Source organism: Pseudomonas sp. WS 5071 (assembly GCF_012985765.1).
Taxonomy (GTDB): Bacteria; Pseudomonadota; Gammaproteobacteria; order Pseudomonadales; family Pseudomonadaceae; genus Aquipseudomonas; species Aquipseudomonas lundensis_A.
In genome coordinates, this window is sequence record NZ_JAAQWY010000027.1 from 60995 (window position 1) to 81823 (window position 20829).

General features: G+C 59.8%; 16 protein-coding genes and 1 pseudogene. 4 read left to right on the forward strand and 13 right to left on the reverse strand.

What is annotated here, in order from left to right; all coding sequences use genetic code 11:
- Positions 1-109: 109 nt before the first annotated feature.
- The 8 genes from dbpA to betI all read right to left on the reverse strand — a co-directional run bounded on the left by dbpA (position 110) and on the right by betI (position 10789).
- Positions 110-1447: an ATP-dependent RNA helicase DbpA gene (dbpA, locus tag HBN61_RS16800; protein WP_262373394.1), complete on the reverse strand. Its 1338-nt coding sequence runs from the start codon at positions 1445-1447 to the stop codon at positions 110-112.
- Positions 1448-1594: 147 nt separating this feature from the next.
- A complete protein-coding gene (locus HBN61_RS16805; protein WP_094991589.1) occupies positions 1595-3025 on the reverse strand; it encodes a multidrug transporter subunit MdtD in 1431 nt (476 codons plus the stop codon).
- 80 nt (positions 3026-3105) lie between these two features.
- Entirely contained in the window at positions 3106-4443 is a 1338-nt protein-coding gene (locus HBN61_RS16810; protein ID WP_170047272.1) for a TldD/PmbA family protein, read from the reverse strand.
- A complete protein-coding gene (locus HBN61_RS16815) occupies positions 4443-5885 on the reverse strand; it encodes a TldD/PmbA family protein (RefSeq protein ID WP_170047274.1) in 1443 nt (480 codons plus the stop codon). The genes HBN61_RS16810 and HBN61_RS16815 overlap by 1 nt, the downstream gene beginning before the upstream one ends.
- A 29-nt stretch (positions 5886-5914) precedes the next feature.
- A complete protein-coding gene (locus HBN61_RS16820; protein WP_047278180.1) occupies positions 5915-6610 on the reverse strand; it encodes an RraA family protein in 696 nt (231 codons plus the stop codon).
- Positions 6611-6794: 184 nt separating this feature from the next.
- The gene (betA, locus tag HBN61_RS16825; protein WP_094991586.1) at positions 6795-8498 is read right to left on the reverse strand and encodes a choline dehydrogenase; all 1704 of its coding nucleotides are present in this window, start codon (positions 8496-8498) and stop codon (positions 6795-6797) included.
- Positions 8499-8614: 116 nt separating this feature from the next.
- A complete protein-coding gene (gene betB / locus HBN61_RS16830) occupies positions 8615-10087 on the reverse strand; it encodes a betaine-aldehyde dehydrogenase (protein ID WP_169962127.1) in 1473 nt (490 codons plus the stop codon).
- A 108-nt stretch (positions 10088-10195) separates the two neighbouring features.
- A complete protein-coding gene (gene betI, locus HBN61_RS16835; RefSeq protein ID WP_094991584.1) occupies positions 10196-10789 on the reverse strand; it encodes a transcriptional regulator BetI in 594 nt (197 codons plus the stop codon).
- A gap of 478 nt (positions 10790-11267) precedes the next feature.
- Here betI and HBN61_RS16840 point away from each other — a divergent pair, with 478 nt between their 5' ends.
- Positions 11268-13223 carry a BCCT family transporter gene (locus HBN61_RS16840; RefSeq protein WP_346266462.1) on the forward strand — a complete coding sequence of 652 codons (1956 nt, stop codon included), beginning with the start codon at positions 11268-11270 and terminating at the stop codon, positions 13221-13223.
- Between the two features lie 110 nt (positions 13224-13333).
- Here the strand turns inward: HBN61_RS16840 and choV are convergent, their stop codons facing one another.
- The 3 genes from choV to HBN61_RS16855 form a co-directional block, all read right to left on the reverse strand.
- The gene (gene choV / locus HBN61_RS16845; RefSeq protein ID WP_170047278.1) at positions 13334-14512 is read right to left on the reverse strand and encodes a choline ABC transporter ATP-binding protein; all 1179 of its coding nucleotides are present in this window, start codon (positions 14510-14512) and stop codon (positions 13334-13336) included.
- Positions 14509-15354 carry a choline ABC transporter permease subunit gene (gene choW, locus HBN61_RS16850; RefSeq protein ID WP_170047280.1) on the reverse strand — a complete coding sequence of 282 codons (846 nt, stop codon included), beginning with the start codon at positions 15352-15354 and terminating at the stop codon, positions 14509-14511. The genes choV and choW overlap by 4 nt, the downstream gene beginning before the upstream one ends.
- Before the next feature lie 69 nt (positions 15355-15423).
- Positions 15424-16371, reverse strand: a complete 948-nt coding sequence (locus HBN61_RS16855; protein WP_094991580.1) for a choline ABC transporter substrate-binding protein — start codon at positions 16369-16371, stop codon at positions 15424-15426.
- 349 nt (positions 16372-16720) lie between these two features.
- On the opposite strand from HBN61_RS16855, the gene HBN61_RS16860 reads away from it, so the two are divergent.
- Positions 16721-18097: an L-serine ammonia-lyase gene (locus HBN61_RS16860; protein WP_170047282.1), complete on the forward strand. Its 1377-nt coding sequence runs from the start codon at positions 16721-16723 to the stop codon at positions 18095-18097.
- 62 nt (positions 18098-18159) lie between these two features.
- On the opposite strand, the gene HBN61_RS16865 is transcribed toward HBN61_RS16860, so the two are convergent.
- Positions 18160-18510 carry a DUF6124 family protein gene (locus HBN61_RS16865; RefSeq protein WP_094991578.1) on the reverse strand — a complete coding sequence of 117 codons (351 nt, stop codon included), beginning with the start codon at positions 18508-18510 and terminating at the stop codon, positions 18160-18162.
- 426 nt (positions 18511-18936) lie between these two features.
- Here HBN61_RS16865 and HBN61_RS16870 point away from each other — a divergent pair, with 426 nt between their 5' ends.
- Positions 18937-19950 (forward strand): RHS repeat-associated core domain-containing protein, encoded by a 1014-nt coding sequence (locus HBN61_RS16870; protein ID WP_170047284.1) that lies wholly within the window; start codon positions 18937-18939, stop codon positions 19948-19950.
- A 195-nt stretch (positions 19951-20145) separates the two neighbouring features.
- On the opposite strand, the pseudogene HBN61_RS16875 reads toward HBN61_RS16870, so the two are convergent.
- Positions 20146-20460, reverse strand: a pseudogene (locus HBN61_RS16875) (transposase family protein); the annotation flags it as partial.
- A 181-nt stretch (positions 20461-20641) separates the two neighbouring features.
- Here HBN61_RS16875 and HBN61_RS16880 point away from each other — a divergent pair.
- The coding region (locus tag HBN61_RS16880; protein ID WP_524539063.1) for a transposase at positions 20642-20829 on the forward strand (188 nt) is incomplete at its 3' end.

Below are 20829 nucleotides of genomic sequence, written 5' to 3' on the forward strand. Positions count from 1 at the left end.
AACCCTCTCGGAGGGAGAGAGCGCTAGAGAGGGGGGTGGTTTGGAATTCTGAATCAATCTGCCCCCTCGCCCTCAGGGAGAGGGTTGGGAAGAGGGGGGTTAAGGCGTTTTACAGCACCCGCACGCGCAGCGAACGGCCTTTGATTTTGCCATCGCTCAGGCGCTGAGCGGCCTGCTTGGCGATGGTGCGATCAACCGCGACGTAGGCCTGGAAGTCGAAAATCGCAATTTTCCCGACCTGAGCGCCCGGAATCCCGGCCTCGCCCGTCAGCGCACCAAGAATGTCGCCCGGACGCACTTTGTCTTTGCGCCCGGCACCTATGCACAACGTGCTCATGGCGGGCAGCAGCGGCGCGCCACCTTGCGAGGTGAGGGTGTCCAGGGTTTCCCAGTTCAGCGGGGCCTTCTGCAATTGTTCGATGGCTTGGGCGCGGTGCGCTTCGGACGGTGCAACCAGACTGATGGCGATGCCTTTTTCACCGGCACGGCCGGTACGGCCCACACGGTGAATGTGGATTTCGGAATCGCGCGCCAGTTCGACGTTGATCACCATGTCCAGTGCGTCAATGTCCAGACCACGGGCGGCCACGTCAGTGGCAACCAGTACCGAGGTCGAACGGTTGGCGAACATTGCCAGCACCTGATCGCGGTCGCGCTGTTCCAGATCGCCGTGCAGGCCGACGGCAGAAATGCCTTTGGAGGTCAGGTGATCCACGGTTTCCTGAACCTGCTGCTTGGTGAAGCAGAAGGCCACGCACGATTGCGGGCGGAAATGGCCCAGCACCTTGGTCACGGCGCTCATGCGTTCTTCAGGGGAGATCTCATAGAAGCGCTGTTCGATCTGGCTGTCAGTGTGCAGCGCCTCGGCTTTGACCTGCTGCGGGTTGCGCATGAACTTGGACGACAGTTGCTTGATGCCGACCGGGTACGTGGCCGAAAACAGCAAGGTCTGACGGCGCTCCGGGGTTTGCACAATGATGTCTTCGATGGCGTCGTAAAAGCCCATATCGAGCATCCGGTCGGCTTCGTCGAGTACCAGCGTGTTCAGGCCGTCGAGCACCAGCGAACCTTTGCGCAAGTGTTGCTGGATGCGGCCCGGGGTGCCGACGATGATGTGCGCGCCGTGCTCCAGCGAACCGATCTGCGGCCCGAAGGACACGCCACCACACAGGGTCAGCACTTTGATGTTGTCTTCAGCGCGGGCCAGACGGCGAATTTCTTTCGCGACCTGGTCGGCCAGTTCACGCGTCGGGCAAATCACCAGCGCCTGACAGCCGAAGAAGCGCGGGTTGATCGGGTTCAGCAGGCCGATACCAAAGGCGGCGGTCTTGCCGCTGCCGGTCTTGGCCTGAGCGATCAGGTCCATGCCTTTGAGGATCACCGGCAAGCTCTGCGCCTGAATCGGCGTCATCTGGGCATAACCGAGGGAGTCGAGGTTAGCCAGCATGGCGGCGGACAAGGGCAAAGTATTAAAAGCGGTGGCGATGGTGGTCACGGGACTGGCCTGCAAAACAAAATGTCGCGCAGTGTAACAGCCCAAGGCCCTTCGCCTGAAGATTCTGGACGAGTTGTCGCCCAGAATCCGCGGCAACCCTCAGTGGTCCAGTTCGTGCTCCGAGTGGGCTTTGGGTTTACGGCCATCCTGAGGTGACAGTTGCAGGAAGATCGCCGCGGCCAGCATGGCCATGATGCCCACGGTCAGGAAGGTCAGCTGGAACGCCCCCAGCACCGTGTCCACCCCATCCCCGCCGCCATCGCCGGTGAAGCCGCCGAGCAGTGCACCGGCACAGGCCACGCCCAGGCTGAGCGACAACTGCGCCACCACCGACAGCAAGCTGTTGCCACTGCTGGCGCTGGCGTCGTCGAGGTCGATCAGGGTCACGGTGTTCATGGCAGTGAACTGCAAGGAGTTGATGGCCCCGAGCACGGCCAGCATCGACAGCAACAGCGGGTACGGCGTGTGTGCAGTCACCAAGCCCATGCTGGCCAGCATAATGCCCAGCGCGAAGGTGTTGAAGGTCAGTACCTTGCGATAGCCGAGGCGCTCGATCAGTGGCCGCGCCACCCACTTGGCCAGCATTGCGGCACCTGCCAGCGGCAGCATGCTCATCCCGGCTTGTGAAGGCGAATACCCCAGTGCCACTTGCAACAGCAACGGCACCAGAAACGGCAGCGCGCCACTGCCCAGACGGGCGAACAGGTTGCCGAGGATGCCCACGGCAAACGTCTTGGTCTTGAACAGCCTTGGGGAAAACAACGGATTGGCGATATTACCGGCGCGCAGCCAATACGCCGCCAGGCACGCCATGCCCGCAAACAGCAGCAACATCACCCGCAAGTGCGGCATGTGCAGTTCGCCCAGCCCTTCCATGGCAATGGTGATGAACACCATCGCCGCGCCAAACAGCAAAAAGCCCAGGCCGTCGAAACGGGTGCGTTCGTCGCCGCGCAAGTCTGGAATGAAATGCCAGACCGCCCAGCAACCGAATGCGCCGACCGGCAGGTTAATCAGAAAGATCCAGTGCCAGCTCAGGTACTGCACCATCCAGCCGCCCATGGTCGGGCCGATCAAGGGGCCGAGCAGGCCGGGGATGGTGATGAACCCCATGATCCGCACCAGCTCCGAGCGTGGATACGCCTTGAGCACCACGAGCCGCCCCACCGGCAACATCAAGGCGCCGCCCAGCCCTTGAATCACGCGGGCGCCGATCAGTTGGTCGAGGGTGCCGGACAGCGCGCACAGCAAGGAGCCGAGGCTGAACAGGAGGATGGCGCTGAAGAAGATTTTCTTGGTGCCGAAGCGGTCGGCAATCCAGCCGGAAGCCGGGATCAGCAAGGCCACCGTGAGCATGTAAGCGACGATCACGCCCTGCATGCGCAAGGGGTTCTCGTCCAGGTCGCGGGCCATGTCCGGCAACGCCGTGTTGAGGATCGTGCCATCGAGTGACTGCATGAAAAACGCGATGGCGACCACCCACGGCAACCAGCGCAATGTTTCAGGACTGAGAACCGGGCGTGCGGGCATAAGACCTCGTCGTGTGAAAAGTCAGCGGTGTCGCCGTTGCCGCAGGCTGCAGGGGGCCAGCGGCAACGATTGCGCGAGCGTTACAACGTCAACGTGATTTTTTTGACCAGCGCGCCGGGCAACAGGTTCGATGCAGTCTGGCGCTGGTCATACGTGCTGGCCGACAACAGCAACTCGCGTTCCACCGTCAGCGCTTCCAACTGCGACCCCAGCAGACTATAGACGCTGTCATCAAAACGCATGGTGTTCACCGGGGCCATGATCTGGCCGTCTTCGACCCAGAACGTCGCGAAGCGGGTCATGCCGGTCATGCGAGCGGCAGGTTGGTCAGAGTAGTTCAAGTACCACAGGTTACTGATGTACAACCCGGTGCCCAGTTGCGTGAGGATATCGGCCTGCTCCAGTGTGCCCGGCGCCATTGCCAGCGCACTCGGGGACTCGCCCGGTAACGCGCCGTTGACCTGCAAGCCATATTCGGCGGCGCTGCGAGACCCTACCAGTTGCTGATTGGCCATGCCGTTGGTGACCAGTGACAGGTCCTGGCGCGGATACCCTTCCCCGGAAAACGCCGGGCTCAGGGACTGGCTGACCTGTTCGTCCAACGCCACCAGCGGGCTTAGACGGGCGTCACCCGCGTAGAGCTTTTGCAGTGGGCTGGCCTTACTGGCCAAGGCTTGCGCCGAAAACCCGCCCCAGCTCAGCATGCTCATGACTTCTTCCAGTGCAGCCGGAGCCAGGTAGGCGCGGTATGCGCCGGGGGCCAACACGTGCGCCGGGCGGCCGAGAAACGCCAGTTGCTCGCGGGCCAGCTGCATGCGCCGGGCAAAGCGTTGGCTGTCCCATTGGGCGCCGGCGTAACTGGCTTTCACGGCCTGGCCGTTGCTGTGGAACAGGCTCCAGTCGAAATTGAAGCTGTTGGCCTGATGCCAGCCAAACGCATCTTCAGAGCTGGCATAGCCGTAGCTGATCGGCCCGCTGGCGTAAAAGCCCACCAGATCGACGCCCTGGGACGCGCTGCGAATGTCGTCCAGCACCTGGGCGGTGTCCGGCAAAGGCGGGTTTTGCACGTTGCGGCTGCGCCATGACTCGGCGCTGAGCAGCAAATACGGGTCCACCGGCAGCAGCGGCAGGGTCTCGCGCAGTTGCTGCACGGCGAGGGCCAGACGCGACTGGTCAAGGTCAGCGTCGCCGCTGAGGGTCAGGCTGATATCGGCATGACGGCCTTCGTTGATCAACTTGAGGCTCAGGCTGGCCTGCTGAACCTGCCCGGCCTGTCGCACTTTGCCCTTGTTGAAACGAATGAATTCCGAGGTTTCAGCGTTGTAGTTCAGGGTGAACCGCTCAGGGCCGCGCAAAGCCGCCCGCAACCCGTTGACCAGCCCTTCAAAATGCCCGATTTCACGCATTGATTGATCCATCAGGCATCCCCTCCAAACACATCGATATCACTGAATACACACGCTGGCGACGCATGCCCGACGCGGATGACCTGGTTCGGTTCGCCTTTGCCGCAGTTGGGTGTGCCGAGCACTTTAAACGTGCTGGCGTCACCGACTGCGCTGAGGCTGCGCCAGAACTGTTCGGAAATGCCCCGGTAGTTGGGGTTTTTCACCACACCCTTGAGTTCCCCGTTTTCGATCAACTGGCCCCACTCGCAGCCGAACTGGAATTTGTTGCGGGCATCGTCAATCGACCACGAGCGGTTGGTGGCCATGAGAATGCCGCGCTCAATGCCGCCAATCAGTTGCGCCATGCTGTGGTCGCCGGGCTCCACGTTGAGGTTGGCCATGCGGTCAATCGGCGGTCGGTTCCAGCTGCACGCCCGGCTGTTGGCCACGCCCTGCAGCCCGGAACGGAACTGCGACAGCGCGCCGCCCAACGGGCGCAGCAACAGCCCTTCACGGATCAGGAATTCTTTATGCGCCGGGGTGCCGTCGTCATCGTGGCTGTAGCTGGCAAGTTGCTCCGGGATGTTGGGGTCGAACGTCACGTTCAATAGCGTCGAGCCGTATTGCAACTGCCCGAAGTCGCTGGTTTTGACGAAGCTGGTGCCCGCGTAATTGCGCTCGTCGCCGAGGATGCGGTCCAGTTCCAGAGGGTGTCCGATGGATTCGTGAATTTGCAGGATCATTTGGTCCGGCATCAGCAGCAGGTCGCGCTTGCCCTGCGGCGCATTGGGTGCCAGCAGCAGTTGCAAGGCTTGATCCGCCACCGTGGGCGCAGCGCCCACCAGACCGCTGCGGCCGATGACATCGGCGCCGCCCTGCTGGCCAAAGTTCTCACGGCCCAGGCTGCGGGTCTGGCTGTCGTGGCCGTCGAACGCCGTGACCGACATCCCCGGATAGACAAAACGCTGGGCCTGGCGCAAGTCGGCACCCGCGCTGTTGAGGTAGATCTGCTCGACGTGGTTGAGCCCCAGGCTGACGTCCCAGCTCACCAGCCGTTCGTCCTTGGGCACCGCGGCGGACTCGGCGCCCAGCAGCGCGTAGCAATCGCTGAGTGACGGGAAGGGCTGATGGATGTCAGGCGAGCAGTATTCGGCCTGCTCGCTGGAGACCGGCTCCAGGCTCAGGTCCAGCAACGCATGGCGGGCAATCAGGCGCGCCTGTTGTTCGGCACGCTCCAGTGCAGCCTGCAAACCGGCCAGGGTCAGGTCGTTGGTGGCCGCATACGCCTCCACCCCGTTGACCCGCGCCGTGAGCATCGCGCCCTGGTCCTGCTTGAAATAAGGAGGTTCTGCGACATTCTTGCGTACCGACAGAAATTGCCCGGACTCGCGCACGTAACGTAACGAATAGAACTCGGCCCGGGTGTGCAATGCGGCAAAGCATCGCTTGAGCTGAGGGTAGAAATCGAACATACACAGATCTCCTTACTGACAGCAGCGCTTTAAACCGGGCAGCCCTTGGCGCGCAGGATGGCGTCGAAACGGTCAGGGTCCAGGGTGCCTTCTTCAATGGCTTTAAGCGTGGCTTGCTCACGTGCCAGCAGGTCATGGCAGCGGATCAGCAATTCAGGCAGTTCGCTGCGCGAAGCGGCAACGACACCGTCGCCATCACCGATCATCAGGTCGCCAGGCATGACCAGCATCCCGGCGCAGGAGATCGGCACGTTGATTTCGCCACCGCCGTCGGTGCTTGGGCCACGGTGCACGCCGCCAATCGCGTAGGCAGGCAATTCGCCGGTTTGCCACTCGTCCAGATCGCGCAGGGCGCCATTGATGACCACGCCGACGATGCCTGCCTTAAGGGCCATGGCCCGCATGATGCCGCCGAACACGGCGCGGGTCAGGTCAGCACTGCCGTCGATCACCAGCACATCGCCGGGACGCGCCATTTGCATGGCCTTGAGGATCATCAGGTTGTCGCCTGGACGCACGCGTACCGTCAGCGCGCTGCCCAGCATTGGGCGGTTGCCGTGGAAAGACTTGAGGCCCAGACCGCCGACATTGCGGCCCAGACAATCGCTCACGGCGGCCGCGGGAATCTTGCTGAACTCGGTCAGCCATTTTGGATCGAGAGGTTCTGCGTTTGGATTAATCAGGAAGCCGGTTGGCCATTTGCTCGAAGAGACAACATCAAACATAGAAAACCTCTTGGCCAGGCAGGTGCTGGCATGTCGTGTGGGGCGGGGGGGTGAGGCGCGAAACGAGGCATTAGAGTAGGCCTGCGTTGAGGCCGGGGCAAGCGGGGGAAGATGAAACACATGCTTGAATAAAGCCGGTCCCCGCTGGCACAGGCTGCGCCAGCGGGGACCGGTTCAGTGTTGCTTACTGCGCAGTACGGCTCACGTCACGCAGCGGCTTGCCACGCACTGGCGCGTCGCCTGCGACGTAGTAATCGGCGGTGCTGCGTGGCAACGGTTTACGACCACGGATCTTGTCAGCGATTTTCTCGGCGATCATGATCGTCGGCGCGTTCAGGTTACCGGTGGTGATCAGCGGCATGATCGACGCATCGACAACACGCAGCCCTTGCATGCCGTGCACGCGGCCTTCGCCATCTACAACAGCCATCTCGTCGGTGCCCATCTTGCACGAACACGACGGGTGGAACGCGGTTTCGGCATGCTCGCGGATAAACGTGTCCAGCTCTTCGTCCGTCTGCTTGTCGATACCGGGGCTGATTTCGCGGCCACGGTAAGCGTCCAGTGCAGGCTGCTGCATGATTTCACGGGTCAGGCGGATGCCGTCGCGGAACTCCTGCCAGTCCTGCTCGGTGGACATGTAGTTGAACAGGATGCTCGGGTACTCGCGCGGGTCCTTGGACTTCACGTTGATCCGGCCACGGCTTGGCGAGCGCATCGAGCCCATGTGTGCCTGGAAACCGTGCTCTTTCACGCCATTGCTGCCGTTGTAGTTAATCGCGACCGGCAGGAAGTGGTACTGAATGTTCGGCCATTCGAAATGTTCGCGGGTACGGATAAAACCACCGGCTTCGAACTGGTTGCTCGCGCCAATGCCTTTACCCATGAACAGCCACTCGGCGCCGATGGCCGGCTGGTTCCACCACAACAACGACGGGTACAACGAAACCGGCTGCGTGCACGCGTATTGCAGGTACAGCTCAAGGTGGTCTTGCAAGTTGCGGCCAACACCGGGCAGGTCATGCACCACCGGAATGTCGAGGCTGTTCAGCAGCTCGGCAGGGCCGACACCGGAACGTTGCAACACTGTCGGCGAACCGATGGCGCCGCTGCACAGCAGTACTTCTTTGCGTGCCTTGGCTTCAATGCGTGTATCGCTGTCGCCCACCATGTAGGACACGCCCACCGCACGCTTGCCTTCAAACAGAATTTTGTCGGTCAGGGCGTGGGTGACGATTTTCAAAGTGGAACGCTGCTTGGCCGTGTCCAGATACCCGCGGGCGGTGCTGGCGCGACGTCCGTTCGGCGTCACGGTACGGTCCATCGGGCCGAAACCTTCCTGCTGGTAGCCGTTCAAGTCCTCGGTGCGCGGGTAGCCCGCTTGTACACCGGCTTCCACCATGGCGTGGAACAGCACGTTGTTGCCCGCTTTAGGCGTGGTCACGCTCACCGGGCCGTCGCCACCGTGGTAGTCGTTCGGGCCGATGTCACGGGTTTCTGCCTTGCGGAAATACGGCAGGCAATCCAGGTAGCTCCAGTCTTCGAGGCCAGGGTTTTTCGCCCAGCCGTCGTAGTCCATCGCATTACCACGGATGTAGCACATGCCATTGATCAGCGACGAACCGCCCAACCCTTTGCCACGGCCACATTCCATGCGGCGACCGTCCATGTGCGGTTCCGGATCGGTTTCGAACGCCCAGTTGTAGCGACGGCCTTGCAGCGGGTACGCCAATGCCGCAGGCATCTGGGTACGGAAGTCGAAACGGTAGTCCGGGCCGCCTGCTTCAAGCAGCAGCACGGTGACGCCTTGGTCTTCAGTCAGACGGGTCGCCAGGGTATTACCGGCAGAGCCGGCACCAATGATGATGTAATCGAATTCTTGGGACATAAAATGCACCCTCTTTGAAATAGATAAACCGTAGTCGCTGCCGAAGGCTGCGAAGGGTTGCCAGGCAACCCGTTATGCAGAGGCCGTGGTGGCGTGCGCGCAGCCTTACGTCGGGCTTAGAACACCGAAACGTAATCGCCCAGCTCGACCTGTACCGATTTGATCTGGGTGTACTGGGCCAGCGAGCTGATGCCGTTTTCACGGCCGATGCCCGACTGCTTGTAGCCACCGACCGGCATTTTTGCGTCGGACTCGCCCCAGGCGTTGATCCAGCAAATACCGGCTTCCAGTTGATGGATCACGCGGTGAGCGCGGTTCAGGTCTTTGGTCACCAAACCGGCTGCCAGACCGAACTCAGTGTCGTTGGCGCGACGGATCACTTCGTCTTCGGTGTCGTAGGTCAGGATGCTCATCACCGGGCCGAAGATTTCTTCTTTAACGATGGTCATCTCGTCGGTGCAGTCGGTGAACACGGTCGGGGCCACATAGGCGCCCTTGCCCAGCGCGCCTTCGGTCAGGCGCTCACCGCCGCACAGCAGGCGGGCGCCTTCTTCTTTGCCTTTGGCAATGTAGCCGAGCACGCTTTCCATGTGAGCAAAGCTGACCAGCGGGCCGAAGTTGGTGTTTTCGTCTTCCGGGTTGCCAATGCGGATGCGCGCAACGCGCTCCAGGATTTTGGCTTCAAACGCGGCTTTCAATGCAGTCGGTACAAACACGCGGGTGCCGTTGGTGCAGACCTGACCCGAGCTGTAGAAGTTAGCCATCATCGCGGTGTCTGCCGCGCGGTCCAGATCGGCGTCGTCAAAAATGATCAGCGGCGACTTGCCGCCCAGTTCCATGGTCACTTCCTTCAAGGAAGAGCTGGTGGCGCTGGAGGTGACTTTTTTGCCAGTGTCGGTGCCGCCGGTGAACGAGATTTTCTCGATGCGCGGGTGCTCGGTCAGCCAGGTGCCAACTTCGCGGCCGCTACCGGTCAGGACGTTGAACACACCGTCCGGCAGGCCGGCTTCGGTGAAGATTTCAGCCAGTTTCAGGGTGGTCAGCGACGTCACTTCGCTTGGCTTGAAAATCATGGCGTTGCCCGCAGCCAGTGCCGGTGCCGATTTCCACAGTGCGATCTGGATCGGGTAGTTCCACGCGCCGATACCGGCGACAACGCCCAGCGGCTCGCGACGGGTGTAAACGAACGACGTATCGCGCAGCGGGATTTGCTCGCCTTCAATCGCCGGGGCCAGGCCCGCGTAGTATTCCAGTACGTCGGCGCCGGTCACGATGTCCACGTAACGGGTTTCGGAGTACGACTTGCCGGTGTCCAGGGTTTCCAGTGCGGCCAGTTCATCGTTGCGCTCGCGCAGGATGTCCACGGCGCGACGCAGGATGCGCGAACGCTCCATAGAGGTCATGGCCGCCCAGATTTTCTGGCCTTTTTCAGCGCTGACAACGGCGCGTTCAACGTCTTCTTTGGTCGCACGCTGCACCTGGGCGAGGACTTCACCGTTGGCCGGGTTGATGGCATCGAAGGTTGCATCGCTGCTGGCGTCGGTGTAGCCGCCGTCGATGTAGAGTTTTTGCAGTTCGAAACGGGCCATAAAATCCTCGCAAGTGCATAAGTGGTTGGCGTTAATCGTGAAGCTGGATGCCATCTGACTGGGGCAACTCAACGTCACGACAGTTCAAGGGTTAAGCAGCATTGAGGCCTAACTCACCTGTTTCGCCAGTTGTAGATCCATGTATTCGTAGCAGATGCGCTGTGCCTGCTCGGTGTCGAAAGCGTCTCCCGACAGGGCACCACGCAACCATAGTCCATCGATGAGCGCCGCCAGACCGCGCGCTGCCGAGCGGGCTTCAGCCAGCGGCAACACACGACGGAACTGACAGCACAGATTGGAGTACAGGCGGTGATCGTTGATCCGCTGCAATCTGTGCAACGACGGTTGATGCATGCTGGCGGCCCAGAAGGCCAGCCAGGTTTTCATTGCCGGGCCACTGACTTGGCTGGCGTCGAAGTTGCCTTCAACGATCACCTGCAAGTGAGCCCTGGGGCTGTCGTCATCCAGCGCTTGGCGGCGCTCGGAGACGTTGTCGATCAAGACGTTCATCAAGTACCGCATGGTGGCGGCAATCAGACCGTTCTTGTCTCGAAAGTAGTGGCTGATGATGCCGTTCGACACACCGGCCAAACGGGCTATCAGCGCAATGCTGGCATCCGCCATACCAACCTGATCGACGGCCTGTAACGTGGCTTCAATCAACTGCTGACGGCGTATGGGTTGCATACCGACCTTGGGCATTTTTGCTCATCTCCTTGGGCCGGCGGACAGTGCAGGAACGCTCACTGAACGACGGCCAGTCTATTTTGTTTTGATTGAACGTTCAATCAACAAAGAATACTATCTGCGACAATTCGTCGCGATTAATGCCAGTTTCCTACGCATGAATGGCGCAATTCGGCACAGCAAACATCACCGAAACCCCTGATTTTGTAGGAGTACGCTCGCTCGCGACGGTCTTGACCGATAGACGCGCCAGAGGCACAGGCGCGGCGCTCTTGAGATTTCGCCAGCCAGCGCGCTGCGACAAAGGTTGTCTTCACAGGGGCCGGTTTTTTTGCGGTGTCTTTATATCACCCGACCGTTGGTCGCTATCTAAGCGAATAGTCGGGTGGTGCGTTGCTGATAGTTCTTCTCTCGCACTGCCTGGAGCATCCGTGCAATGAGTTCTGCCTCTCTTATAAAGACCCCACCGCAAAAGGTGACGGTCAACGGTTGGGTGTTTTACACCTCCACTGCCTTGATACTGTTGTTGACTGCCATTTTGATCGCCGCGCCTGAAGAAGCCGGCCGTATTTTGGGCGTCGCCCAAGAGTGGCTGTCGCGTACCTTCGGTTGGTACTACATGGTGGTGATCGCCGCTTACCTGATTTTTGTGGTCGGGCTGGCATTCTCGTCGTACGGCAAATTGAAACTGGGGACCAAGCAAGACACCCCGGATTTCAGCTATGGCGCCTGGGCCGGGATGCTGTTCTCGTCGGGTATCGGCATCTCCTTGCTGTACTTCGGCGCGTCCGAGCCGCTGGACCACTACTTCAACCCGCCCGAAGGCGTGTCGGGCAGCCACGAAGCGGCGCGTCAGGCGCTGCAACTGACATTCCTGCACTGGGGCCTGCACGGCTGGGCGATCTACGCATTGGTCGGGTTGGCCGTGGCGTACTTTGCCTACCGCCATAACCAGCCGCTGGCGTTGCGCTCGGCGTTGTACCCGTTGATGGGCGAGCGTTGGGTAAAAGGCGCTGCGGGCCACGCGGTAGACGGCTTCGGCATGTTTGTGACGCTGCTCGGTCTGGTGACCAACCTGGGCATTGGTTCGATGCAAGTGTCGTCCGGGCTGGAAAACCTGTTCGGCATGGAACACAGCAACACCAACCTGCTGATCGTCATTATCGTGATGAGCACCGTGGCCACCATCGCGGCGGTTTCCGGGGTTGAAAACGGCATCCGCCGCCTGTCCAACCTGAACATCGTGCTGTTCAGTGGCTTGCTGATTTTTGTGCTGTTGTTCGGCCCGACCCTGCACCTGCTCAACGGCTTCGTGCAGAACACCGGTGATTACCTCAACGGGTTGATCATGAAAACGTTCGACCTGTACGTGTACGCAGGCGACAACACCAAAACCGAAGGCTGGCTGGGCCTGTGGACCCTGTTCTATTGGGCGTGGTGGATTTCCTGGGCCCCATTTGTCGGCATGTTCATTGCGCGTATCTCCCGTGGCCGCACCGTGCGCGAGCTGGTGGCCGGCGTGCTGTTGATCCCGCTGGGCTTCACCCTGGCATGGCTGTCGATCTTCGGTAACTCGGCGCTGGATCTGGTGGTCAACCAGGGCGCGGTGGAACTGGGGAAAACCGCGCTGGAACAGCCGTCGATGGCGATTTACCAACTGCTTGAGCATTACCCGGCGTCGAAAATCGTGATCGGTGTGTCGATCTTTGTCGGCTTTGTGTTGTTCCTGACACCCGCCGACTCGGGCGCCGTGATGATGGCCAACCTGTCGTGCAAAGGCGGCGACGTCGACGAAGACGCCCCGCACTGGCTGCGTATCTTCTGGTCGGTGGTCATCACGCTGGTGACCATCGGCCTGTTGTTCGCCGGTAACTTTGCGGCCATGCAAACCATGGTGGTATTGGCGGGCCTGCCGTTCTCGGTGGTATTGATCCTGTTCATGTTTGGCCTGCACAAAGCGATGCGTCAGGACACTCAAATGGAACTGGAACAGGCCGAATTGGCAGCGCGCGGACGTCGTGGTTTCTTCAGCGAGCGTTTGACCGCCCAGGAGCTGCAACCGACACAAGCCGTGGTTCAGCGCTTCATGGACAAACACGTGACGCCAGCGTTGGAAGAAGCGGCGGTGCATTTGCGCAGTCAGGGCCTGGACGTGCAGACCCTGCTGGGCAAAGCCAAGCGCTGCATGGGCGTGCGGGTTGAAATGGACGAGGGTAACCCGTTTGTTTACGAAGTCAGCCTGGACGGCTACCTGGCCGCGCCCAGTGAGTCGGAGCAGAACGCGGCGAACAATGAAGAAGTGCGCAGCCGTTACTACCGTGCCGAAGTGTATTTGCATAACGGCAGCCAGGAGTACGACCTGATGGGCTTCACGGACGAGCAAATCACCCGTGACGTGCTCGACCAGTTCGAAAGTCATCGCCAACTCCTTGGCCGAGTGTATAGCTGAGTTGAACGGCGTGCAGGGCAAGGGCGGCGCTGCTGACCCTTGCCCTCACCTGTGAACAGGCCCTGCATTTGCTCCCCCGCCCTTTAGCGCAGGGGGGCAAAGGTCCGTATCTAGCCCAGATTTTTGCCTAACAGCGCGTGATACAGCTCCGTATCCCCCAAAATCCCCACGACTTGCTGATTGTCATGCAGCACCAGTTTGTTGCCCGTCTGGTAACGAATCTGCAACGCATCACGCATGCCGATGTTGCTGTCCACCAGCGTGGGGCCGCGTCCCAGGCCTTCCACTGCCTGACCGTGCTGCCACTGCTGCAAATTGAGTGATGTCGCCCCCTGGCGTACACCCTTGATGGTGTTGCCCTGCGCCAGGTCAAGCCAGGAATCATCCCCCGGATCAATGCACACCGAACCATTGACCCGTTTGCAGTTGTCCAGCGAACGCATCAGGCTGCGCCCGCACAACACATTCAACGGGTTGGTGTGGGCGACGAAGGTACGCACGTAATCATCCGCCGGGTTAAGGACGATCTCTTCGGGCTTGCTGTACTGGATGATGCGCCCGTCTTTCATGATTGCGATGCGGCTGCCCAGCTTCAGTGCTTCATCCAGGTCATGGCTGACAAACACAATGGTCTTGCTCAACTTGCGTTGCAGCGCCAGCAGTTCGTCCTGCAAACCCTGGCGGATCAACGGGTCGAGCGCCGAAAACGGTTCATCCATCAGCAAAATGTCGGCGTCCATAGCCAGTGCGCGCGCCAGCCCGACCCGCTGCTGCATGCCGCCGCTCAGCTCATCCGGTTTTTTATTGCGCCATTGGGTCAGGCCCACCAGCTCCAGCTTTTCATCCACCAACGTGCGCCGCTCCTTTTCAGGGCGACCCTGCATCTCAAGCCCAAAACTGATGTTCTCGCGCACCGTCAGCCACGGCATCAACGCAAACTTCTGAAACACCATGGCAATCCGTTGGGTGCGCATCATCTTCAGCTCGGCCGGGCTGCACGAGGCGATGTCGATTTGCTTGCCTTCATGCTCCACGTACAAATGGCCACGGCTCACGGTGTTCAGGCCATTGATACAGCGCAGCAAGCTGGATTTACCCGAACCGGACAAGCCCATCAACACGCAGATCTCACCCTTGTCGATGTCCAGGCTGGCCTTCTCGACGCCCACAATCTGCCCGGTTTTTTTCAGGATCTGGTCACGGGTCATCCCCTGATCCAGCAAACCCAGCGCCTCGCGCGGGGCTTTGGCGAAAATCACATCGACGTTATCGAAGCGAATAATGCTCATGCGTCGGCTCCTTTCTTGGCGTCCGGCTGCTTGCAGATCCGGTCGAGCATGATGGCCAGCAACACAATCGCCAGCCCGGCTTCAAAGCCCAGGGCGATGTCGGCGGTGTTGAGCGCGTTGACCACCGGTTTGCCCAGGCCGTCGGCCCCGACCAGCGCGGCGATGACCACCATCGACAACGACAACATGATGCATTGCGTGATGCCTGCGGCGATGCTCGGCATGGCGTGGGGCAGTTCGATACGGGTCAGCAGTTGGCGTCGCGAGCAGCCAAAGGCTTTGCCCGCGTCGAGCAGTTCATGCGGCACATCGCGGATGCCCAGGTACGTCAGGCGGATCGGCGCCGCAATCGCGAACACAACGGTTGAAATCAGCCCCGGCACCACCCCGAGCCCAAACAGGGTCAGGGTTGGGATCAAGTAAACGAACGTAGGAACGGTCTGCATCAGATCCAGTACCGGCCGTATGAAGGTGTAAAACATGGGCTTGTGCGCCGCGAGAATCCCTAGCGGCACGCCAATGATGACGCACACAAACGTGGCGAACAGCACCTGCGCCAAGGTCTCCATGGTCTCCTGCCAATAACCGAGGTTCAGGATCAGCAGAAACGACAACGCCACAAACACCGTCAGTGCCCATTTGCGCTGGATGACATGCGCCAGCAGGGCGATCAGCCCGATAAAGACAAAAGGGTTGAACCAGGTCAGCGCAAACGTCACGCCGTGGATCATCGTTTCCAGCGACGTCGCAATGGCATCGAAGGTGTTGGCGCCATGTTGCGTCAACCAGTCGACAAAGCCCGCAATGTACTGGCCTAAAGGGATTTTTTGATCGATCAGCATGGTAGTGAACGTCCGCATGCAGGGGGAATGGAAACGGCGCCCGGCAAACCCGCTGCCCGGCGCCCGCAGTTACGGCGCAAGGCTGGCTTTCACGGCCTCCAGACCCGGTTTGCCATCAATCGTTGTCACGCCCGCCAACCACGTATCGAGCACCTGCGGGTTCTGTTTGAGCCACGCCTTGGCGGCCACATTCGGCTTGATCTTTTCATCCAGCACCTTGCCCATCAGGGTGCTTTCCATGTCCAGGGTGAACGCCAGATTCTTCAGCAATTGACCGACGTTGCTGCACTCCTCGGTGTAGCCCTTGCGCGTGTTGGTGTAGATGGTGGCCTGTCCGTAATTGGGGCCAAAGAAGTCGTCACCGCCGGTGAGGTATTTCATGTTGAAACGGGTGTTCATCGGGTGCGGTTCCCAGCCCAGAAACACCACATCAGTGCCACGGCGCTGTGCGCGGTCAACTTGCGACAGCATCCCGGCCTCACTCGACTCCACCACCTTGAACCCGGCGTCTTTGAGGCCGAACGCGTTCTTGTCGATCATGGTCTGGATCATGCGGTTGCCGTCGTTGCCGGGCTCGATCCCGTAAATCTTGCCGTCCAGCTCACGCTTGAACTTCGGCAGGTCGGCAAAGTCCTTCAATCCCTTGTTGTAGAGCGCTTCGGGGACGGCGAGGGTGTACTTGGCGTTCTCCAGATTGGCGCGCACGGTGTCCACCGTCCCGGCATCGCGGTACGGCTTGATGTCGTTCTCCATGGTCGGCATCCAGTTGCCCAAAAACACGTCCATGTTCTTACCGTCCGCCAGCGACTTGTAGGTGACCGGCACCGAAATCATCGTGGTTTTAGTCTTGTAACCGAGTGCGTCCAGCAACGTGCTGGCAACGGCGGTGGTGACGGTGATGTCTGTCCAGCCGACATCCGAGAAGTTAACCGTGGCGCATTGCGCAGGTTCGCCAGCGTGGGTGAGGACCGGCAGACTCAACAGTGCAGCCAACAACACTGATCGGGCGTGGTTCATGGTTCGACTCCTGGCGTTCGTGGGGCGGTTTCGGTGGTGAAACCGTACGTATCAGTGGCGGTTGGGCAATGCCGGGCTGAGCGGGCATCGTGCAATCGAGTCAAGAACGATCATGTAACAGTCAAATTCAAACGCCTACAGGGTGCGTCGCATCCAGTACAGGGAGGGTCGTATCTGATGCCTGCGAGGTCGTATCTGGAAATTTATCGCCTGAAAATCGCGTGTTCAGCCTCGCGCCTGCGTTTAAAACGTCGAGGGCGCTGGCGGGCAACCGTGGGTCGCAGGTGGACGTTTTGCGCGGCGCAAGAGGGCTGATGATAGGCGCACTCATCCCCCGAGGTTTGTGCACATGGCTATCAGCGTGTTTGACCTGTTCAAGATTGGCATTGGCCCCTCCAGCTCCCACACCGTAGGGCCGATGCGGGCGGCGGCGTTGTTCGTGCAGGGGCTGCGCGAGGGCGATCACCTGCAACAGGTGCAACGCGTCGAAGTGCAGTTATACGGCTCGTTGGCTGCCACCGGGGTTGGTCATGGCAGCGACAACGCCGTCATCATGGGGCTGATGGGCGAATGGCCGGACGCTATAGACCCGGCCTGCATCGCCCCGCGCATCGCGCAATTGCGGGCGGGCAACACCCTGTTGCTCAACGGCGACCTGCCGATTGCCTTTGAGTGGACGCGGGACATGCGCTTGATCGAGCAGAACCTGCCGTTCCACCCCAACGCCATGACCCTGATCGCTTATGCCCACGACGGCGAACTGCACCGCAACACTTATTATTCGGTGGGCGGCGGTTTTGTGGTGGACGCGGCGCAAGCCGCCAGCGGTCTGGCCGATGCCGACCGCAGTCAGTTGCCCTACGACTTTGACAGCGCCGTGGCGCTGCTCGACCTGTGCCGCACGCATCACCTGAGCGTCGCCGCCCTGATGATGGCCAACGAACGCACATGGCGCAGCGAAGACGAAATCCGCTGCGGGCTGCTGACCCTCTGGCGCGCGATGCAAGACTGCGTCGAACAGGGCCTGACCCACGAAGGCATCCTGCCCGGCGGATTAAACGTGCGCCGACGCGCTGCGCGTTTACACCGCAGCTTGCTGGAGTTGGGCAAACCCAACGTCATCGGCTCAACCCTCAGCGCCATGGAATGGGTCAACCTGTTTGCACTGGCCGTCAACGAAGAGAACGCCGCAGGCGGGCGCATGGTCACGGCGCCCACCAATGGCGCGGCGGGCATCATCCCGGCGGTGCTGCATTACTTCATGAAATTCAGCGACGAGGTCAGCGAAGCCAACGTCGTCGACTATCTATTAAGCGCGGCGGCCATCGGCATTTTGTGCAAAAAGAATGCCTCGATCTCTGGCGCCGAAGTGGGGTGCCAAGGTGAAGTCGGCTCGGCCTGCGCCATGGCAGCGGCGGGGCTGGCGCAGATCCTCGGCGCGACGCCTGAGCAACTGTGCAATGCCGCTGAAATCGGCCTGGAACATAACCTGGGCCTGACCTGCGACCCGGTGGGCGGGCTGGTGCAAGTGCCGTGCATCGAGCGCAATGCCATTGCGGCGGTCAAAGCCATCAACGCGGCGCAAATGGCCCTGCGCGGGGATGGCCAGCACTTTATCTCGCTGGACCGGGTCATTCGCACCATGCGCGACACCGGCGCCGACATGCATGACAAATACAAAGAAACCTCACGCGGCGGGCTGGCGGTGAGTGCCGTGGAGTGCTGAATGCCCCGGCGGCGCGGCCAAGGACGGTTTGACGCGCCTGTCGCCAAGCAGGCGCGTGCGGCTTAGTGCGTCACCAGACAATCCAGCGATTTATCGACATACGCTCTGGCCAGCTCCGCCAGGTGCACGATCGACAACACCACATCGCGCTGTGCCCCGTTCAAACCATTCCCCGCCTCGCTCGCCGTTGCCCCCATGCAGCGCAACAAGTCTGACGCCTGGGCCAAAGCCGCTTCTAAATTGACGCTGGACGGGATGGCATACGTGGAACTGCCCGCACTGCGAGCAGGCTTATGGTCGGTGAGGTAGTAGTCAAGCGCGCGATTGGCGGCCGCACGGTCCAGTGACTCGGGCGTGCACTGAGCTGCATCCTGCAGGGTGAAAGAGGGAGGGTCGGGAACATTTTTTTTCATGAACAACTCCGTGTGCATCAGTGGAGCTGTCACCGTTCGCTACTAAACGATGGGGTGGCAGCCGTACGCAGGTTAGTAGACCGGAGCACACGGAAACCGGCGCGCCCGAAGGCGCCCTGCGCACGGCCACCATAAAGCGGAGGCTGAAAAAAAGCGCCTCGCGGAGGTGGCGCATTGCGCCGTGTGTTATTCGGGCTACTAAACCCGGTCGCTGATTAGGCAGCGACCGGGCGAGACTAGACCCCGAATGTGAGCGGCGCAAGCGAGCGGGATTTTCTCGGAAGTTTCCTCGGAATGAAAGGGAGGCGTCGTACGAATCGCCTGATTTCACCCGCCAGTTACCCCCGCCAACCTGTCAACGTTGCCAGTGGTTACCGTGCGCGATCGAGCGCACTCTAACGGTATTCCTGCACCGAGTCTTAGCCAATGGCTACGTTTCATTACCACTACGACCCCCTTGATCGCCTGATCCAAACGGCGGGTATTCAACGCTTCTACAATCAATCGCGAATGACGACGGAGATTGAGGGCACGCAGCGTTATAGCGTGTTCCAACAGGACGGTCAGTTATTGGCGCAACGGCGACGTGACAGTACGAGCGATGAATGCAGCTTAGTGGGCACGGATTTACAACAGTCGGTGTTGCACGTTATGGGGGCCGATAAACGCCACGTCATTGCGTATAACCCTTACGGCCATCGCCCAGTAGAGAATGGCTTAATCAGTTTATTAGGGTTTAATGGCGAGCGTGCTGACCCCGTGACCGTGCATTATTTATTGGGTAATGGGTATCGGGCGTTTAACCCGGTATTGATGCGCTTTAATAGCCCGGACAGTTGGAGCCCATTTGGAAGAGGCGGGATTAATGCCTATGTTTATTGCTTGAATGACCCCATTAATCGGCGTGATACAGATGGCCGTGTGTCATTCAAAATTGTGGTGTTGCTGGTCAAAGCCGCTGGACGTTTTAGAAGACGGTTGAGTCCTGTACGCCAATTAGTTAAGCCATCGCTTGAAAATTTACCTGATGTGCCGATGAAAAAAATTCTCAGTATGCTCTCCGGAACAACACTCTCTGATCTCTCCATTGCCTCTAAAACAATGCACGCCAGAGTTGCTGGGAATCAATCTGTGTTAAGGGGTGTAAGCTCTTTAGAGCGGCTGAGGAATATTTCGCTAGGTAGAGTTCAAGGTTTTTTACCCTCTCAAGTCAACAGTAATTCTGAATACGTAAGTCGCATTTATAGCCGGTCGAGCAACACGGCCGCCGATTTCAGGCTCCAGGTGGATTTTGAAGAGGCACGCGCAGATGCAAATTTACTTTACTTGAGAGGTGTAGAAGACAGGAAGAAGAAGTTGAGGGTTGCGCAAAAGAAAATTCGCTATGGGGAAGATGTGCAAAGCGATACAAGTTATGACAGTGATGATTCTTATCGTTAAAAGATCAGTGGTGAGTGAAGGTCGCATTGAGTGTCCATGTGTATATCTGTTCGGTTGTCCAGTTATATGGTTTGTGATTATGGAAGCTGTTCCAGTCATAGGGAGGGATGATGTTTTTTATCGCTGGGTAAGGTGTTGTTTTCATCATGGTCTGAATCTCTGTTAAAGGGATATGTTCCGCCGTTGTTAAAGTTCCTAGGCTCTGTACGAAAAGTAATGTCGCAAACACCGCATGGCACAGGCCAATGAGACCATCGCCGCAAAATTTTTCGCGGGCTTGTCGAACTGTGTAACGATGCGGCGGTTCTCCTTCAACATTGCCCTTATCGGCCAGTAGCCATCGACAGCGTTTGCGGGGGCGACCGCGCAGGCTTGGGGCATAAGCCCTATCCAGCAGCGGTTGATCATTGGCGATATCGCTGGCCTGCCCGCATGAAAGTAGAAAGCGCAGGGGGACGCCATTGGCATCACACAGCATGTGAATTTGGTTGTCAGTCCACCACGGCTGCGTCGCGGAGTTCGTACCGTTTGGCCATCGTGGGCTCCTGCCTTTGATGGTCGCAGACTTTACGGAATCTCAACGCCCGTGGAATTCAAATGGGTTTTAGCTAATTTCGAACAGAGCCTAGGGAATCTCCGAACAAGCCTTCAGTTATGCGAGAATCCCCGCAACACCTGATCCGAGCCGCCCATGAGCCAGATGAGCTTTTCCGACTTTGAGTACGCCGGCAAGCGCAAGCAAACCCGCCGAGAGCGCTTCCTCGCCGAAATGGATCAGGTGGTGCCCTGGGCAGGCCTGCTGGAGCTGATCGAACCGTTCTACCCCAAGGCCGGCGGCGGTAGAAAACCCTATCCTCTGGAAACCATGCTGCGCATCCA